12 protein-coding genes are annotated in these 16,922 nt (G+C 42.1%); 3 read left to right on the plus strand and 9 right to left on the minus strand.

The features are described from left to right. Window positions 1–19: 19 nt before the first annotated feature. Entirely contained in the window at window positions 20–1,831 is a 1,812-nt protein-coding gene (locus ACHZBG_RS07705) for a hypothetical protein (protein ID WP_320128867.1), read from the minus strand. Window positions 1,832–1,842: 11 nt separating this feature from the next. Next, window positions 1,843–2,964 (minus strand): polysaccharide deacetylase family protein, encoded by a 1,122-nt coding sequence (locus ACHZBG_RS07710; protein WP_320128868.1) that lies wholly within the window; start codon window positions 2,962–2,964, stop codon window positions 1,843–1,845. A gap of 326 nt (window positions 2,965–3,290) precedes the next feature. On the opposite strand from ACHZBG_RS07710, the gene ACHZBG_RS07715 reads away from it, so the two are divergent. After that, window positions 3,291–3,419, plus strand: coding sequence for a hypothetical protein (locus ACHZBG_RS07715; RefSeq protein WP_320128869.1), 129 nt, complete (start codon window positions 3,291–3,293; stop codon window positions 3,417–3,419). Window positions 3,420–3,598: 179 nt separating this feature from the next. Here the strand turns inward: ACHZBG_RS07715 and ACHZBG_RS07720 are convergent, their stop codons facing one another. From ACHZBG_RS07720 to ACHZBG_RS07735, 4 genes are all read right to left on the minus strand, one after another. Then, window positions 3,599–6,145 (minus strand): family 78 glycoside hydrolase catalytic domain, encoded by a 2,547-nt coding sequence (locus ACHZBG_RS07720; protein WP_320128870.1) that lies wholly within the window; start codon window positions 6,143–6,145, stop codon window positions 3,599–3,601. A gap of 28 nt (window positions 6,146–6,173) precedes the next feature. After that, window positions 6,174–7,013, minus strand: coding sequence for a carbohydrate ABC transporter permease (locus ACHZBG_RS07725; protein ID WP_320128871.1), 840 nt, complete (start codon window positions 7,011–7,013; stop codon window positions 6,174–6,176). Further along, a complete protein-coding gene (locus ACHZBG_RS07730) occupies window positions 7,010–7,885 on the minus strand; it encodes a sugar ABC transporter permease (RefSeq protein WP_320128872.1) in 876 nt (291 codons plus the stop codon). The genes ACHZBG_RS07725 and ACHZBG_RS07730 overlap by 4 nt, the downstream gene beginning before the upstream one ends. 80 nt (window positions 7,886–7,965) lie before the next feature. Continuing rightward, window positions 7,966–9,270, minus strand: a complete 1,305-nt coding sequence (locus ACHZBG_RS07735) for an ABC transporter substrate-binding protein (protein WP_320128873.1) — start codon at window positions 9,268–9,270, stop codon at window positions 7,966–7,968. Between the two features lie 299 nt (window positions 9,271–9,569). Here ACHZBG_RS07735 and ACHZBG_RS07740 point away from each other — a divergent pair, with 299 nt between their 5' ends. Both ACHZBG_RS07740 and ACHZBG_RS07745 read left to right on the plus strand, forming a co-directional pair. Next, a complete protein-coding gene (locus ACHZBG_RS07740) occupies window positions 9,570–11,360 on the plus strand; it encodes a histidine kinase (RefSeq protein ID WP_320128874.1) in 1,791 nt (596 codons plus the stop codon). Further along, window positions 11,360–12,853 carry a response regulator gene (locus ACHZBG_RS07745; protein ID WP_320128875.1) on the plus strand — a complete coding sequence of 498 codons (1,494 nt, stop codon included), beginning with the start codon at window positions 11,360–11,362 and terminating at the stop codon, window positions 12,851–12,853. Before ACHZBG_RS07740 ends, ACHZBG_RS07745 begins: the two co-directional genes overlap by 1 nt. Before the next feature lie 270 nt (window positions 12,854–13,123). On the opposite strand, the gene ACHZBG_RS07750 is transcribed toward ACHZBG_RS07745, so the two are convergent. The 3 genes from ACHZBG_RS07750 to ACHZBG_RS07760 are packed head-to-tail and all read right to left on the minus strand — an operon-like array spanning window position 13,124 to window position 16,918. Then, a complete protein-coding gene (locus tag ACHZBG_RS07750; protein ID WP_320128876.1) occupies window positions 13,124–13,933 on the minus strand; it encodes an SDR family oxidoreductase in 810 nt (269 codons plus the stop codon). Window positions 13,934–13,952: 19 nt separating this feature from the next. Beyond that, on the minus strand, window positions 13,953–15,614 hold the full coding sequence (locus ACHZBG_RS07755; RefSeq protein WP_320128877.1) for a glycoside hydrolase family 43 protein: 1,662 nt from the start codon (window positions 15,612–15,614) through the stop codon (window positions 13,953–13,955). Further along, window positions 15,611–16,918, minus strand: coding sequence for a trehalase family glycosidase (locus tag ACHZBG_RS07760; protein WP_320128878.1), 1,308 nt, complete (start codon window positions 16,916–16,918; stop codon window positions 15,611–15,613). The genes ACHZBG_RS07755 and ACHZBG_RS07760 overlap by 4 nt, the downstream gene beginning before the upstream one ends. Window positions 16,919–16,922: the final 4 nt, after the last annotated feature.

The following is a 16,922-nucleotide window of genomic DNA, read 5'->3' on the forward strand; positions in this document are numbered from 1 at the left end:
AAAGGATAACAATTTCATTTTATTCTTGATCAAAAACCTCAACGAGAGCCTGCTTCAAGTGGAACAGTCCTGCATCAATTTGTGCCCTGTAATTCTTCTCCACTGAGGCATAGATGCTTATCTTCGGCTCCGTTCCAGATTTTCTCATATAACAATGTCCAAATTTATGGTCTTCCGACTCGTATAATCCAAGAAAAAGCATATCGGGTTCTTCCTGGAAATATTGCTCGCGGCAATCCCAAGGAAAGAAAGACCGTATTGCTGCCAGGAATTGTTTCCATTGCCGGGAACCTCGATAAAACCCATCCAAATGAGTACTTTTCTGCGAAATACCATTCCGATAGCCAGAATCGAACATATGGTAATCCGTCAATAAAACAGGCAAGGCCAATAGAGCCGTCAACAAACCATTTCCGGTACAAAGCAAGAACTCTTTTTCCCCTGACTTTCCACCCTTCACTGAAATGGGAATAATCAAGTGCCCAGATCGCTCACAACCAAGAAAGGGTTCTCCCACTTGTTTTTCATCTTCCACCAACCACCTATCCCCTACACAGGTTGTCTTCACCCTCCAATTCAAATTTCTTTTCACAGACAGGCCAAGGGAAACATCACTTTCTATCGTCGAAATGAACAAGGGCCGTTTTTTTCCCCAATACCCTTCTTGCAGCCAAGATGCCAACAGATATCCCAAGGCATCACCATCATGAATGACAACACAATCCCTTTCCTTTTTATATTCCAATATAAAAGCCCGGTCACCGTCACCATCCAAAACAATCGCATAGGCCTTTTGGGAAAGTGAGGTCCGTCCGGCATCGAACAACTTTTGCACAGTTAGGGGAAGAGATTCACTGAAAAACACTTCTGAACCAATATCCTCGAGTACACCTACCCCACACTCACTATTTATTTTCTGGAATCCCGGGGTGCAAGCCACCTCTACGATAGGAATCTTTAGTTCTGAAAATAGATTCCTGGCCAAAGTCGTATACGCACCATTTGCCGTATCCAATAAAAGCGTTGCATTTTTTAATTGGGCAGAGAAAGTTGGATCCACAGAAGCAAGTAAAAAAGAAAGATTTTTCGGGTCAGTCGGAATCACTTCCAAAGGTGAAGGAATCCCAAATTCAGGACAATAGAGCTCCTGTTCGCAGGCAGCAAGGAAATAGCCACTGAGACAATATTCCCCCCTCTGGCCTTCAGGATACAGCTTTCTCCCCTGCATAAAGATCTTGATTCCATTAAAGCAAGAAGGATTATGGGAAGCTGTAAGCATAATTGCAGGTATTTCGTTTTGCAAACTATACTTTGCGAGAAAAGGAGTGGGAACAATCCCAAGGTCATGGATTGTTATTCCTTTCCCTCCCAAACCGGCGATAATCGCTTGCTTCAGGACACCTCCCCCATACAAATCCCGTCCATCTTCACCAAATGCTATTACTGTGGGAATTTCTCTCTCGCCAAGCATGTAAATGAAGGCCTTGGCATAGATGTAACAAAAATCAGCTGTCAGGATCCTTGATTCCCAAAACTCTGACAAGGCATTTTCATAGGAAAGCCTCATGCCCGAGACCAGACCCCTGACCCCATCCGTACCTTGTAATTTCCATCCTGAACGGGAAACCAAAACAGCAGGATTTTCCTCTCCCAGAATCAATTGGCCCAGGAATCTATGCAGAAGAAAAACCCTTGGATAGGGAAATGTATCTTCCAGAACCCGACATACCCGATCAAACGTCTGTATCTCGATGCCTTTAGAAAGAACGATATTCCTTGCCGTGGTGTTATTGCAAATACCCAAGGGAAGTTCATTGACAAAGAATATCATTCCTTTTCCTCCTAGTTCAGCAAGTTAAGGGCTGCCTGCAAGTTGTCTTCGACAAACTGCCTTCTTCCCGGAGCTACCGTATGTTCGCCAGGATTCCATTCAGAGAACCAGTACCCTATCCGTCCATCGGAATTGTGGGATAACATCAGATATTCCCAAGCTTTCTTGATAATCGCAGGATCCTTTCCTGCTTTTTCCGCCTCAAGGATTTTATTGCGGACTTCCTGGGTCAAATCCCAGATTGCTTGAGCGGCACCGGAAGTAAACGTTTCGATATTTGTATTTCCCAGATAGTCAGGCAAGGAAATTACCGCCAGCGCTTCTCTCGAAGATAACGCCTCACTAATCCAGATAGGTTCAACTATGTCGAGTTTGCTGATTTTTTCAATAAACTCATCCATTACGGCCAAAGTCCCTTCAAAACCACTATTGAATTTATCAATGAAAATGGTTTCCCCGTCTCGTTTGAGCAACAATACTCCATCGGGATGAAGTTCCGCGAATTTCTTGATCCCTTCTATTACGGTATCAACGGGAAGCAAACCTTTCATCATCAGCTTGAAAAATCGTTGCGGGGTATCAGGCAACTGATAGATTGCCGGAACAACCAGAAGACTCTTTCCACTACCTAGATCAACTTTACAGGGGATATAGGGATCCTGGACAATTCCTGCTTTTTGCAAACCTTTCTGGACTTGGGAAGAAAGAGCCACAAACCAATCAATTCCCTGATCATACAGGACTTCCCCCATTTCCTGGCTAAAGGCAAACTCAGGGGGAAGGAAACCCTTTGTCTCGACACCAAGGATGGAACGATCCAATTCCATGCCTTTTTCCATTTGCATGGAAAATTCCTTGGGAATCAGCAGTTGCGGAATCGGATGGGTATATGTGTAAGTCCCAAGTTCCAGCTCCTTACCCACATGATGCTTGATATCTTCCAAGAGTTCAGGATCCATTTTCTGAAGCAATTCAGAAGTAAATCCAGAAAGAAAGAAATCCGCTTTCAATCCATATTTCACAAACAGGTCAAGCAAAGGACGATACCCTTCGTCAATAATTCTTTTTTCATCACCAACTTCTATTTCACATCGTTGAATATTGAAATTAAAAGCAAACCCAAGTTTTGTCATTCCAAAGCTCCTATAATATTTATAACACTTATTATAACACTTATAATAAGTATGTAAATATATATTTTGCTTTTTTTTGAATCCCTTTTATCCTGATTTTTTTATAGAAAATCCATCAAGAAGGACCAAAGAAACCACCTGGGAAAATAACTAAAGACCAAAAGGTTCTTTTGCTATCTTTCCGAGTAGTCTTTATTTCAAGTGATGCATAAACTCAACCAAGAAATCAGCAAGTCGGAGAATCTGACTTATTTCTACTTGCTCCGTAGCATCTTTCTGCGTGTGGATAAAAAAATAGGATGTTTTCAAACAAATCAGGGGAAATAATGGCAAGACAGAGAATCCCCAGAATTTTCATCATGGGCCTGAGCACCACCACACCGACCGCATTGGCCAATGCTCCGTTGGTTCCATGCTGGGAATCAACATGGGCACAGATAACTCTTCTTCACTGATAGGAAATGAAAACAAAAAGCTAAAATCGAGAGGAATACACATAATAATTTGCAAATAAAACAAAGATGGAACTCAACACAGAATCTTTGTTGAGTTCCATCTATTTATTACATATGCACCAAAACCGATATGAATAAACCTTCTCGTCACATGGACAAAACTAGGATTTCTTCAGGTTTTATGCTTTTTCCCTACAAACAACCTGGCAACAACCTTTTTCGTCAGATACAGTCGCTCCTTCAAAAACCCATCCCTTCGGAGGAATAAATTCCATTTGCAATTCCAAGGGGAAACACCACTTGACCAGGACAGTTTCGTCACATTGCCGCTTCCATTCGATGGAAATTTTTCCTTCCTTGACCGAGAAGGCAGAGCAGGCAGTATCCATATCCTTGGGGAAATACGGCTTGACAATCCATTTTCCCTCATTGCATCGGATTCCACAAAGTCCTTGGTAGAACCAAGCATTCGGGGAACCATACATAATATGGTTGTGGCTATTCATTCCCATCCCGGCAAGATTCTCCCACCTTTCCCACAAGGTTGTCGCACCATTACGGACCATATAACCAAAACTCGGATAGGTGTCCTTGTTCATCAACGCGTAAGCAACATCGTCGTACCCGTAGCGCAGCAAAACAGGATACAAATAACGAATACCCACAATACCGCAATCGACATGGTAATCAAATCGCTCAATGATTTCACTCAGCAAATAGTCAATCGCCTTCTGTTCCTCCTCTTTGGGAACAAGCCCTAGGTAGAGAGGAAGAATCTGGCTTGTCATACTGGGTTGATTGTCCATCGGACTCATCCAATTGGCCAGGTACCTCCCCTTGTCATCAAACTTATTGTTGAATGCCATCACGAGATTGTTATATCGTTGTGTATAGGTTGTAGCGTCTTTTTCTTTTTTAAGTAGCAATGCAATCTTTGAGAAAACCAAGGTATCTTTTACCATAAACCACGTCGAGGTAAGACTTATTGGGGTTCGTTTGGAAAATGTCGAGGCAGGAGGACACCAATCCCCATACTTCCCGAAATTCTCCAATATCCCGTTATCCGAGGTTTTATAGAGATAATCCACATACTTTTTCAGGGAATCATAGTGTTTTGCCAAGGACTGGGTATCCCCATATTCTACATACAAACGCCAAAGCAAGGTGGCATAGGCAGAGCCCCAGGCTGGGTCTGCCGGATACAGTGACCAATACGGTGGAGTTACATCACTAAGTTCCCCATCCTCTGTCTGGGATACCAGGATATCATCCAGGAATTTACGATAAAACGCTGCCATATCGAATTCATAGACAGCTTGGCGGGAAACCAGTTGGACATCGCCTAGCCACCCCATTCTCTCTTCTCGTTGCGGACAATCGGTCGGGATACCCATTACATTCGATCGTTGTGACCAGTGAATATTCCTGTGAATCTTGTTCAAAAGTTCATTCGAGCAGTAAAAGGCCCCATTTGGCGTCAAATCAGAATGCAGTACCACTTTTTTAATGTTATCTGCCTGGAGAATCCCTGGATACCCAAGTATCTCGGCATACCGGAATCCATGGTAGGTGAATTCAGGTATAAAGGTCTCTTTTTCAGCTCCCTTGCAAATATACGTATCCTCTGTATGGGCATTTCTTGTTGTAGCGGTAAGCAACGTCCCATCTTCTTGCAACAACTCGGAAAATCGCAGATGGATCTCCTGCCCCGAATCGGGATGAACCATAGCCAATATCACATAACCTGAACTATTCTGTCCAAAGTCAACAATCCAATTGCCCTTCCTGTCCTGTACGATGGATACAGGAGCAAGCTCCCCGGTCTTTCGAACCGGCGGAAGCAACTCAGGTTGCAAGGGATACCCTTCTACAAGATTGGCAGGCACTGCCTTGGACCAATCAATCAACTCCTTGCGGGCATCATAATATACGCCTTCATATATACTGTTGTTCTTTATTGGACCACAAGAAACGAGCCATTTTTCATCGGATACAATATCCTGGACTGTTCCATCTACATACGTAACTTCCAACAAGGCAATCATCCTTGGATTGGGATCATACCCATATGCTTGCACCTGTCTCCCGTTTCCCAGGGCAACATGCCATATATTATTTCCGGAAACAAGCAAATCAGTTACTTCAAAGACATTGTAGAGAGCTCTCTTGCTATAATCGGTCTGGGCTGGCTGGAGTATACTATCCCCAACTTCTCTATCATTGATTTGACATTGAAAAAACCCAAGACCACATATTGCCAAATATGCTGTGGAGATAGTCTTTTTTACATCGAATTCTTTCTGAAGATAGACAGCATCAGCCCACCCCGTTTGTGATCTATCGATGGAATTATCCAAAGCTCCGGTAACAACCAAAGTTTCCAAATGATAACGAGGAATATTCTTATAGCCAATCCATTGGGACAAAGGATCCAATTTTTTGCATCCTGTCAAAAAAAAGGATTTGGCAATTAAGCTTCCATTACAAGTCAGGACAACAACACATTTTTTCAGCTGGGGAAGCGTTTTCCCCTTATATTCAATGCAAAAATGCTTGCTATCATACACTGTCTTGCTGTCCCAAAGTTCAATTCCATTCTCTTCAGTGACCGTAATTCGATACGATTCTTGCACAAAGCCATCACATTTCCAGCTAAAAATCGGTTTTTCCTCTATACCCCTCGGTTCCTTAAGATAATCGATCAGAAAATCATACATACTAGCCATAGTTTTTTCTCTCCTTTTTTAAAAAATGTCACCCTTTCACGGCTCCTGCAGTCATACCACCGATAATTTTTTTGTTAAAGAAAATAAATAGAATCAATGGAGGAATAGTGATTAGCACTACATCCGCAAACAGTAAATTCCAAGAACTTGCGTATTGTCCCATGAAAGTATTCAAGGTAAGTTGTACCGTTGCATTCTTCTGCCCCGGCAAAAAATACAAGGGGTTGGTAAAATCGTTGAATATAGTCACCGCATTCAATACGATAACCGTTGAGGAAACGGGTTTCAATAACGGAAAGATTATCCTCAAAAACAAATTCTTGCAGTCACACCCATCGATGATCGCAGCCTCTTCTATCTCCTTGGGAATAGTAGAGACAAAACCTCGAAACAACATTACGGTAAAGGGAATATTCAAGGCAACCTCAACCAAGATCATGCCCCACAAGGTTCGATATATACCAATAGCATCCATTACCCAGATAGTAGGGAGAATGGTAGGAGGAATCATGAGTCCTACCAATAATAGAAAATTCAGGAAACTGGAAGTCTTGCTTGACCTTCTTTGCAAAACAAAACCAGCAAGGGCACACACTCCCAGAAGCAGGATGATGGATATAAACGTAATGATGATACTGTTTACAAAGGAACGAACCACAATGAAATCATTCTGGGAAAAGACCTCTGAATAATTACTCCATTGGATAGCATCCGGCCATTTGATATTCATCAGACCGGCAACTCTCCTGCTCTTGAGGGAATTGACGATGATAAACCAAAAAGGAAATACAAAAATAAATGTTATTGCAAGAATGGAAAGAATCTCTTTCGTCCAAGAAATCTTATGCATATTCTTTACATGTTTCAAAACGATTCCTCCCTACTTACGAGAAATTTGTACAAAGGTAAGGCAAAGAAAGAAATCATGACAAACATTATGACATTCCCTGCAATGGAAAGACCAAAATATCCATTTGAAAATTGCTTGTAGATAATTGAGGCTACGACATCTGTTGCAAACCCAGGGCCTCCTTTTGTCATTGCCCAGATCAAATCGAAAGACCTCATACCACCAATAAAGGAAAGAATGATGACGGAAGTCATTGACGACTTTACCAAGGGAATTGTTATATGTCGGAATTGACACCATTTTGATGCACCATCGATGGAAGCCGCCTCATAGTAATTCTTTGGAATGGCCAAAATGCCGGACAGATATATGACAGTCGCTACACCAAGGCCTTTCCAAACATCGACAAAGATGATGGAAAATAATGCCAGATGCGGATTTCCCAACCAATCAGGACCGGAAATATGAAACACATTGGCAATAAATGTATTGAAAACACCTTTTGAAGGATGCATGAGTGAACTGAAGGTCAGGCCGACAGCCAAGGTACTTACCAAGTTCGGAAAGAAAATTACGGAGCGAAGGTAATTCTTTGAACGAAGGCCAGAACATAAGAAAGTTGCAATAAATAGTGCAATGATAACTTTCATCGAGCTGGTCATCACCGCATACAGCAAGGTATTCTTGATACCAATACGTAACGAATCCTCTGAAAAAAACAGTTTGAAATTTTGAAACCCTACGAATCGATAATCCTTGAGCGTCCAGATTGTAAGACTGAAAAAAAAGGACATAAGGGTAGGAAGAATAAATAGCACACCATAGATGGCAAATGCAGGAATTACAAGGGAATAGGGATGCATTTGTCTTTGAAGACTTGTTTCCGACAATTTCTTCCTCCTTAAAAAAAGCCTTCTGGAAAACCGCTTCCAGAAGGCTGAATATTTCTGGAATCTACTGTTTTATCAGATCAATTCCATCCAGGAAGTCCAAGCTGAATGGCCTGTTTCCTGACATCTTTGTCATATTCGGCAGCACATTCGGAAGCACTCTTCATATTTGAACCACATTGAACAGTAATTTGTTCGGAACTTGCGCCCTTCAAGGGAGACTGGAATTCCAAGGCAGGTACTGTCAGGCCCTTGTCAAAATATTGTTGCATCTCCAAGATTCCGGCGTAAGAATCCTCCGGCAGTTTTACATTCTTGATTGCATAAGGACCATCTGGCTTGATAGCAGCCGTATAAATGGCCAGTCCTTCATCCGAAATATAGAAATCATAGAACTTCTTTGCCCATTCAATATGTTTTCCACCCTTAGGGATATACAGTGAAGGTGGCATCCAAATGGTCAATCCGGGTGCTATGGAACTATCATCACCAGGTTGTGCAAACACCCCGATATCGTTGATTTGATCTGGATACAATTGATAGATATATGAAAGAGCTTGTGTCAGCATGGGGTACATGGCACCTTCTCCATTGACCAACATTTCCAGGGCATTGTCATAGGTGGTCGCCAGATAATCCTTGTTCAGGTATTTATTTGACTGATACAACTTTTCCCAGCTACGCAATCCTGCCTTGGTTGTCGCATACTTTGCAGTTCCCTTGGTGAATTCCTCGGGGAAGTTTGGATAGGCTTTCAAGACATTATATTCATCAGCAAGGAATATCAACTGAGAAGTCCAGGCATCCTTATAGGAACCGATTATCGGGGTAATTCCTGCGACCTGAATCTTCTCGCAATCTTGTATCAATTCAGCCCAGGTCTGGGGAGGCGTCAAGCCGAGTTTTGCAAAAACTTTCTTGTTATACAACCAAGCCCCTCCCTGCGTCGAGGAATAGGGAATACCATATACTTTGCCATCGGCAGTGATGGTTGATTTATAGGTATCATCCAAGCGGGAAACAAAAGGCTCATCTGAAAGATCCACAAGGTTTTCCACTGGATCCAGAGCCTGGAAAAGAGAACCACTGTTGTAATCGAAAATATCCGCCATATCACCGGAGGCAAGCCGTGTCTTGACGATGCTTTCCCCTTCGTTTCCACCGGGACGAATTTCAATATTCACCTTGATGTTCAATTTCTTCTCGGCTGCAGCTACGACAGCCTTGAATCCATCAATTGCTACACCATTATCAATAAGTGCAGTCAATTCAACAGGCTCATTGTTACCGGTAACTTGCGTTGCACTGCTTTCGCGTGATCCCTGGGCAAACAACAATGCAGGAATCAAGCATACCAGTGACACCACTACGAGTCTTTTCTTCATATAAGAACCTCCTTGGAATTTTACAGGAATTTCTTCCTGTTGCAAAAACGATACAGAAAATATGATCCATTGGCATACATACCATTGAATCCTCCCTTTGTAAAAAGGGTATCATCGATGGTTGATTTGTATATGGAAGAATTCACGATAATCAATGCATTTTCCAACAACCCAAAACATACGATAACCGAACAAAAAACATGATTACAGGTTTTGTTGTCCCATCAGAAAAATCATGCATCCTACATGAAACATGGTATGATGATTTAAATCAGAAAATTTCCTAAAAGAGAATAATAGTGAAACTTGAACGTAAAATATTTTTATTCTATGCACTATTCATCATTGCGCTCATTGTACTTTTGGGCAGCATAGTCCGGCATTACTTCTTTTCATACAATAAGCAAAAAACCATCACTACCATGCAAACAACAGCACTGCAAAGCTCAAAGCAACTTGAAGAGCTGACTCATTCCATGGAATTCATCACCGATTACATACTCTCAGATTCCAATACCCTCTCAGCAATGGATACAATGGAAAATATCGATAGTTCTACAAAATCCGGTTTTGAATTCAAGGAAACGGCGCGGATGAATATCAAACTTCATCTTTATACAGCATGTATCATGAAAAATTTCTATAAGGTGTCCTATTTTGACAACCAAAAAGACCTGATTACAAGCGAGTTCAAACTACCATTGAAAAAAAATCCCGTCGTTGAACCTTCAACCATACCTTGGTTGAAAACAGCTAAGAGCAAGTTTGGGGAACCTGTCATAGGAGGAGCTTATAAAGACCCTTGGGTAAGAGACGAAGAGAGCGTAATGGTCTTTGGCCTTGGCCGTGCAATGCCCGGGAAAGGGTATCTGGAAGTCCAACAAACCATAACTTCCCTGGACAATATTTTTTCTTTTCAAAACACGGACATCAATGCCGTAGCATTTGACCAGGACAATAACGTCCTCTATTCAAATTACCCAGACCTGATAAAAGACCAATTCCTTCCTTATTTTAGCCAACTTACCGAAAAGAAACCTTCATTTTCCCTGGTTGATGAAAAAAATGACATTATTGCAGGAAATTATTCTGCCCAGACAGGAATACGGGTTTTCCTTATACAGAAACTAGAAACAGATACTCCTGAAATTCAGCAAATGGATGCCATTATCTTACTAATTGCCTTGCTCATCCTCCTTGCTTCATTGATATACATCTTCATCATAGCAAAAAAACTTTCCCTCCCAATCAAGGACTTGCAAAGACAAATAGAAACAACTGATTTGAAGAATCTCAAGAACAATACCAATATCGAAACAGAAAATGACGAAATCAAAGCTGTCAGCAAAGCCTTCACTAAGTTGATGGAACAACTTGATGAAGCCATCCACAAGCAAAAGGACATGAGTTTGCTTTACCTGCAGGCACAACTCAATTCTCTTCAAGCACAGATAAACCCACACTTTCTCAACAATGTGTTGGATGTTATATCCTGTCGTGGATTTGATGATGACGACGAGGAAATTTGTACCATCTGTGATAATCTGGCAGCAATGATGCAGTATTCGATCAACGCAAAATGTCATAAGGCAACTCTCAAGGAAGAATTTGATAATTATGAGCATTACCAATACTTGTTAAAAATCCGATACAAGGAAAAACTGGAAATTATCACCAATATCGATAATCGCCTGCTTGATCAGGAAGTACCACGATTTCTTATCCAACCGATTGTAGAAAACTGCATTTCCCATGGATATGAGAATTATTCAGGACCCATGAAAATTTTGCTTACAGGAACAATACAAAATGGATGGTGGAATATAACCGTAACCGATAATGGGCTCGGATTCACCCAAAGCATCCTGGATTCCTTGAACAAGAACATGGAACTGATTCAACAAAAATTGTTTGTTCGCCATGAGAATATTGAACTTTCTTCTGGGGAAATCGGCATTGTGAATACCTATGCGCGAATGCTATTATTCTATGGGTCAGAAACAGTTGTAAAATTCACCTTGGAAAATGTACAAGGACATGGGGCTAAAGTGACTTTCGGTGCCAAATTTAAAGAAGGGAAAGTAGAGTAATGGGAAAATATTCAGTTATGATTGTAGAAGATGAAAAACAAGCCTCTGAACATATCTGTAAGATTATCCAAAGAAGACTTCTGGATTTCCAAGTTGCCAACATTGCTGAAAACGGACAGGAAGCTCTGGCTATCATCAAGAATGAACAACCAGATGTAGTTGTGACAGATATCCATATGCCGCTGATGAATGGAGTGGAATTGATTTCCCATATCACTGAAATATACCCTGAAGTCCTCTCTATAGTCATAAGTGGATATCAGGATTTCGATTCAGTCAAAGGAGCTTTGACCAATGGATCCCTTGATTACGTTTTGAAGCCAATATCTCCGGCAAAAATTGAAAAGGCATTTTCTTCCCTCCAAAAAAAACTGGAAAAATTATATGAGGAGAAACAAAACCAACTCCTCATCCAGCTCTCAAGAAATCTACCGATATCCATAAAGAATAGGGAAAAATATTTTCCGGAGGATTCTTTCTATCTTGCCATTAAAAGGTCTGGAAGCCTTCCCTCACGTTTTTTTCGCACCTTCTCAGTTTCCCAGGTTGCAAATATAGACAAGCTGATGATTCTTTCAGGAAGAGATGACCAGGAATCAATCTATTTGATACCAACAAAACATATTTCCTATCTACAATTCAAAAATCTGATCAAGGAACAGTTACATACAGAAACATTCTCGACGATTATCTTCAGGAAAGAGACTTTTCACCTCACCCAGTTTTATCCTACCTTGATGGAAATGATAAATTTCCTTGATTACACCGTTACCATAGGGTATTCACAAGAAAGGGAATATTCATCTGGATTTTCCGCGAAGTTTTCTTTCCCGCCAATTCAAAAACTTTTGGACCGGGCAGAACTGTACCTGAGGGAAAATCGTTTCGCAGATTTCAAGGATGATTTATCAATGACCATGAGGGAGTGGGGAGAAGCAAAACGCCCACAACTATGGGTGGAAAATGCAATACGAGAACTATTTCGGAGTACCCTCAAAGGTTCCAGAAATTCTAATTTTGATTTCAATTACAACTTCATGCTTGATAACATATTTCAAGGTACCGAGACTTTGGATGAATTGGAACATAAAATCCTGGACTTGTTTGCCGGTATCTTTCGAATAGAATACGGAACATTTGAAAAATTTGACTGCCCGACTTTTTTCCAGCAAGTAATCACCTATCTCAAGAAACATTGCACGGATAAAATCTCAATGTCTGATCTGTGTGCCATCTTCGGGATATCCCAGACCCATATGAATATGCTTTTCAAGAAATATGCACAAACCACTTTTATCAAATACCTCTTGAATACCAGGATGGAAAAAGCCATCGATTTGATGAAAACAAGTGAGAACCTGCAAATCAAGGATATTGCCGTCCTCTCAGGATTCAATGACCAGTTCTATTTTAGTAAATTGTTCCATAAGGAATTCGGGAAGACCCCATCGGAATATGCCCAGAATAAACGTTTGGAAGGAAAAACAACCTAATAGAAGAATCAAGTAGGCTCCCATGTGTTCTAAACCTCAAGAAAATTTTATCGTACATGATGACATAGATTCCCTGTCAATTCTCCATTGTCACTCAAGAACAAAAAAGAAATAAAAACCTCCTATTGTCTCTAATAACATCTTGAATTATTCAGTTTAAGACCAATATAAGCAGATTATACGTTTACATCGGCTTACCTAAACAGACTATACTTCCGGGATATGTGAACTTTAGATCACCAAGCAAGGATGGATATCTTTCTGGTTTATCTAATTCATGAACATACCGCCATCGATATTGATAGCTTGTCCCGTTATGTATGATCCTGCATCAGAACAGAGAAAAAGGATGAGATTCGTTACGTCATAGGCAGAAGCAGCTCGTTTCAGGGGGATTTCATCAATCCACTTTTTCATCAGTTCTCCTTTTTTGTAGTTTCCCAGACGCTTACCCCATTCCCTGTCGTTGTAGTCCCACATATCCGTCTCGACGATTCCTGGACAGTAGGCATTTACCCTAATATTCTTGGAAGCCAATTCCTTTGCCAAGGATTGTGTCAGGCCTATGACCCCGAATTTGCTAGCTGCATAAGACGGTGTATAGATGAATCCTTGTCTTGCCTGACCAGATGCGGCATTGATGATTGCACCTCCTCCTCCTGCCTGTAGAAGGGATGAAGCTTCCCTGCATGCGGTAAACATACCGATAGTATTGACATACAGAACCTGTTCGAAAGCTTCCGTAGTAGTGTTTTCAAGTTCATTGATTTTTATGATGCCGGCATTGTTGACCAGAAAGTCGAGGCTCCCCCACTCTTCCTTGATCCTTGCAAACAATTCTCTGACAGACCCTTCATCAGTGATATCCACTTTGCTTGCCGTTACCTGAAAGCCTTTGGCAACGAGTTGCCTTGCCGAGGTCTCGACCGTTTCGGATATGTCGGCCATAAAAACCTGAGCCCCATTTTCAGCAAAACTGGAAGCAATGGCATAACCGATACCGCGGGCTGATCCGATAACCACAACTTTTTTTCCAAGAAAATGATTTCTGAAGATGCTCGAACTATTTATTTGTTGCATGTGATGCTCCTTTTTCCAATCATGTACTTGCAATATCTTGATATTGCAAATAGTCAAAATATGCAGATGCCTGCATTCCCGAAACATCATGGGAAGCAATTCCCACGAACATGCCGGTAAAACCCATGGGGGTTGCGTTTTCATCCGAAAGCAGGGAACCCGGAATACTAGGGGATAGGAACTTCCAGGAGCTGTTGTCAAGACTCCAGGAAAAGCGTATCGCTTCCTGTTCCATTGAAGCGGCAAGGTAGACCGCCCCTGAAGGTGGCAGAATGATTTCGCTCCCTTCCATAGGGAGGGAAAGGGTTCCCCCATCATAGATCATGATTGAGAGAATGCGTTTCCCATCGTATTGGGAAATATACTGGTATACTTGTGAGTTCTCGTCATAGCGGACCAATAATCCTGCAAATTGTTGGAAAGACTGCGGAATATAGTCGATACAGGTTTCTGAACGCCAGCTCAGGGAGGTTACTCGACGGGCAAGCAACGTTTGTCGGAATCTGCTGGTAGGGGATTCTCCTCCCTTAAGGGTAATCCATCCAGGCCGTTCCGTCAGACTATAGGCTTCAGGAGAAAAAATCCTGAGTGTCATGAGTTCCGGTGACCATTGGCTACTTGAGAATTCCTCTTTCCATAAGCCGGACTCCTTCGTCGTGGTATCAGTACATACAAGAGGAATGTCGAAAGTCGCGTTTGGATGATTCGCCTCTAGGTTGGGCCATTCATCTTTTTTCCAGTAAACGAGTTGAAGTGCTGTCTCCCGTCCTAATATGCAATGATACCCATCCTGGAGTGGACGTGCGCAGAGATGGGCTAGTATCCACGTATCCTCGGTCAAAGGAGCCATGCTACCATGACCTGCTTTCTGGAGACCTGGTCTGAGATATCTTTCTTTTGCCTTGTCAAATCCTGACTCACCCCACATGGTGAGAAATTCCGGGCCATTGGATACTGAACTTAAGAGAGGGTTGTTCGGCATGACATGATAGGGACCTTCCAATGATTTACTACGAGCCATGGTGATGGCATGCGCGTAACCAGTGCCACCTTCAGCGGTCATAAGATAATAGTATGAGCCATGCCGATAGACATGTGGAGCTTCTGTGAATCCCAGTTCGGTACCCACAAATATTCTGTGTGGATCTCCAATCAGACACTGTTGTTCCATGCTATATTCCTGCATGACAATACCGGCAAAGTTGTTTCGCTTTATCCGATAATCCCAGAGGACATTTACCAGCCATTTTTTTCCATCTACGTCATGAAAAAGCGATGGGTCAAAACCTGAAGCATTGAGGAATACAGGCTTTGTCCAAGGTCCTTCGATTGCTGTTGCCGTCGTGAGATAATTCAGGCAATCCTTGAATCCATGATTCGTATTGTCCTTTGTTCCATCCCAACTCTTTACATCGGTATAGACAAGCCAGAATCGACCATCAGCATACGAGAGGCAAGGAGCCCAGATACCACCGGAAGCTGGGTGGCCAGAAAGATCAGGCATGGAAGCCGTGTCCATTGGCCTGGGAACGAGTTCCCAATCACGAAGGTTCTTGCTTCTATGAATCGTCACGCAGGGAAACCATTCGAAGGTACTGTTTGCAATATAAAAAGTATCATCAACTCTGCATATCGATGGATCAGGATGAAAGCCTGGCAAAACAGGATTTATGATTTTCATATTGTCATTTCCCTGGCATCCATTGGTTGTCGTCCATCGATTTCATCGATCATGTTCAATACCAATAGGTTCCAGTTGATGAATCCACCGTTCATGATAGGTTTGCCCGATTCCGGGTCATAGTATTCATGTAGGGTCCCTGTTCGTTCCAGATCTTCTCCCAACATACGAACGGTTTTGTAACACAAGGACTTTGCCTGATCGAAATATCCGTATTTCATCAACCCTCGGAAAACAGCATAATTGGAGACTCCCCAGATGGGTCCCAGCCAATTCGAGGGATTGTTCGTTGCCGATAAGTCATACATTTTTTCATCCCGGGCAAGGGTCCGTATACCAAACGGACTGTTGAAGGTATTGGCGTCCTCACTATGAAGTGCAACAAGGAAAGCTGCCTGTTCTTCTGTGGCAAAACCTTCAAGAAGAGGAAGAAAGCCGCTCCAGGTTCTTATTTTGATGGGTAAGGTTTTCCAGAATACCCCCAGACCCTTGTGGAACCAATCATAGGAACGAGTCTTTACATCGACATCCACCGAGTAAAAGAACTTGTCTCGATTATCCCAACACTCAACCAGGATATGCTCAACGAGCATTTCTGCTTCCTTGCGATATCGCATTGCTGCCGTTTCCATTTTGTTGTGCGAAGCGATGATGGCCATCGATCGCAACTCCCCGACCATAAAACTATTGAGGAAGATATTTGCAGTGCTGAAACGAGGTCTTCCGAATGAAGCGGGATCATTGTCCATTCCAATCATGACGTCATCTGCCCAGACGTAAAGTCCTGCGTTTTCATTGTAGTAATATCGGTGATAACAGGAAAAGTATTTTTCCAATTGGTCCATCATGCCCTTGGTCCATCCAAAGTCATTCTCGAAGGAGGCTATGAGATAAATGTGTTGGCATAGAAAAGGCTTATGCATATTCAGGACGTATCCTTCTCGGTGCTTGTCTATAAGATAATGGCTTTGAAGGACATCAATATCATCGGTTACCATCATGGGAATATATCCATCATCCATCTGAAGGTCGAGAAAGTTCAGTATATTTCCATGGGCATGTTCCATAATATGCTGCTTCAGTCCATCTTCCATCGACACCCCTTCATGGGCAATGATCCCCAACAGCCCATACGTAGTCCAGTAACTATCCCAGTCCCAAAGATTTCCTATATAAACTGATCCGGGATCCATGAAAGGATGTTTGAGCAAGGTGTTGGGTTCCTTCAGTATCCTTGGAATGTTTTGAGTAAAAAAAACCCTGAGGGCATCGGCATATTCCCGATAATTTGTGTCTTCTTGCATATAT

Origin of the sequence: uncultured Sphaerochaeta sp., from assembly GCF_963676625.2 — a bacterium.
GTDB lineage: Bacteria > Spirochaetota > Spirochaetia > Sphaerochaetales > Sphaerochaetaceae > Sphaerochaeta.

What these genes read in the sequence shown, in the direction of transcription:
- ACHZBG_RS07715 (WP_320128869.1), top strand. Translation starts at nt 3,291, where the DNA reads ATGGCAAGACAGAGAATCCCCAGAATTTTCATCATGGGCCTGAGCACC.
- ACHZBG_RS07705 (WP_320128867.1), bottom strand. Translation starts at nt 1,831, where the DNA reads ATGATATTCTTTGTCAATGAACTTCCCTTGGGTATTTGCAATAACACC.
- ACHZBG_RS07755 (WP_320128877.1), bottom strand. Translation starts at nt 15,614, where the DNA reads ATGAAAATCATAAATCCTGTTTTGCCAGGCTTTCATCCTGATCCATCG.
- ACHZBG_RS07735 (WP_320128873.1), bottom strand. Translation starts at nt 9,270, where the DNA reads ATGAAGAAAAGACTCGTAGTGGTGTCACTGGTATGCTTGATTCCTGCA.
- ACHZBG_RS07710 (WP_320128868.1), bottom strand. Translation starts at nt 2,964, where the DNA reads ATGACAAAACTTGGGTTTGCTTTTAATTTCAATATTCAACGATGTGAA.
- ACHZBG_RS07745 (WP_320128875.1), top strand. Translation starts at nt 11,360, where the DNA reads ATGGGAAAATATTCAGTTATGATTGTAGAAGATGAAAAACAAGCCTCT.
- ACHZBG_RS07720 (WP_320128870.1), bottom strand. Translation starts at nt 6,145, where the DNA reads ATGGCTAGTATGTATGATTTTCTGATCGATTATCTTAAGGAACCGAGG.
- ACHZBG_RS07750 (WP_320128876.1), bottom strand. Translation starts at nt 13,933, where the DNA reads ATGCAACAAATAAATAGTTCGAGCATCTTCAGAAATCATTTTCTTGGA.
- ACHZBG_RS07760 (WP_320128878.1), bottom strand. Translation starts at nt 16,918, where the DNA reads ATGCAAGAAGACACAAATTATCGGGAATATGCCGATGCCCTCAGGGTT.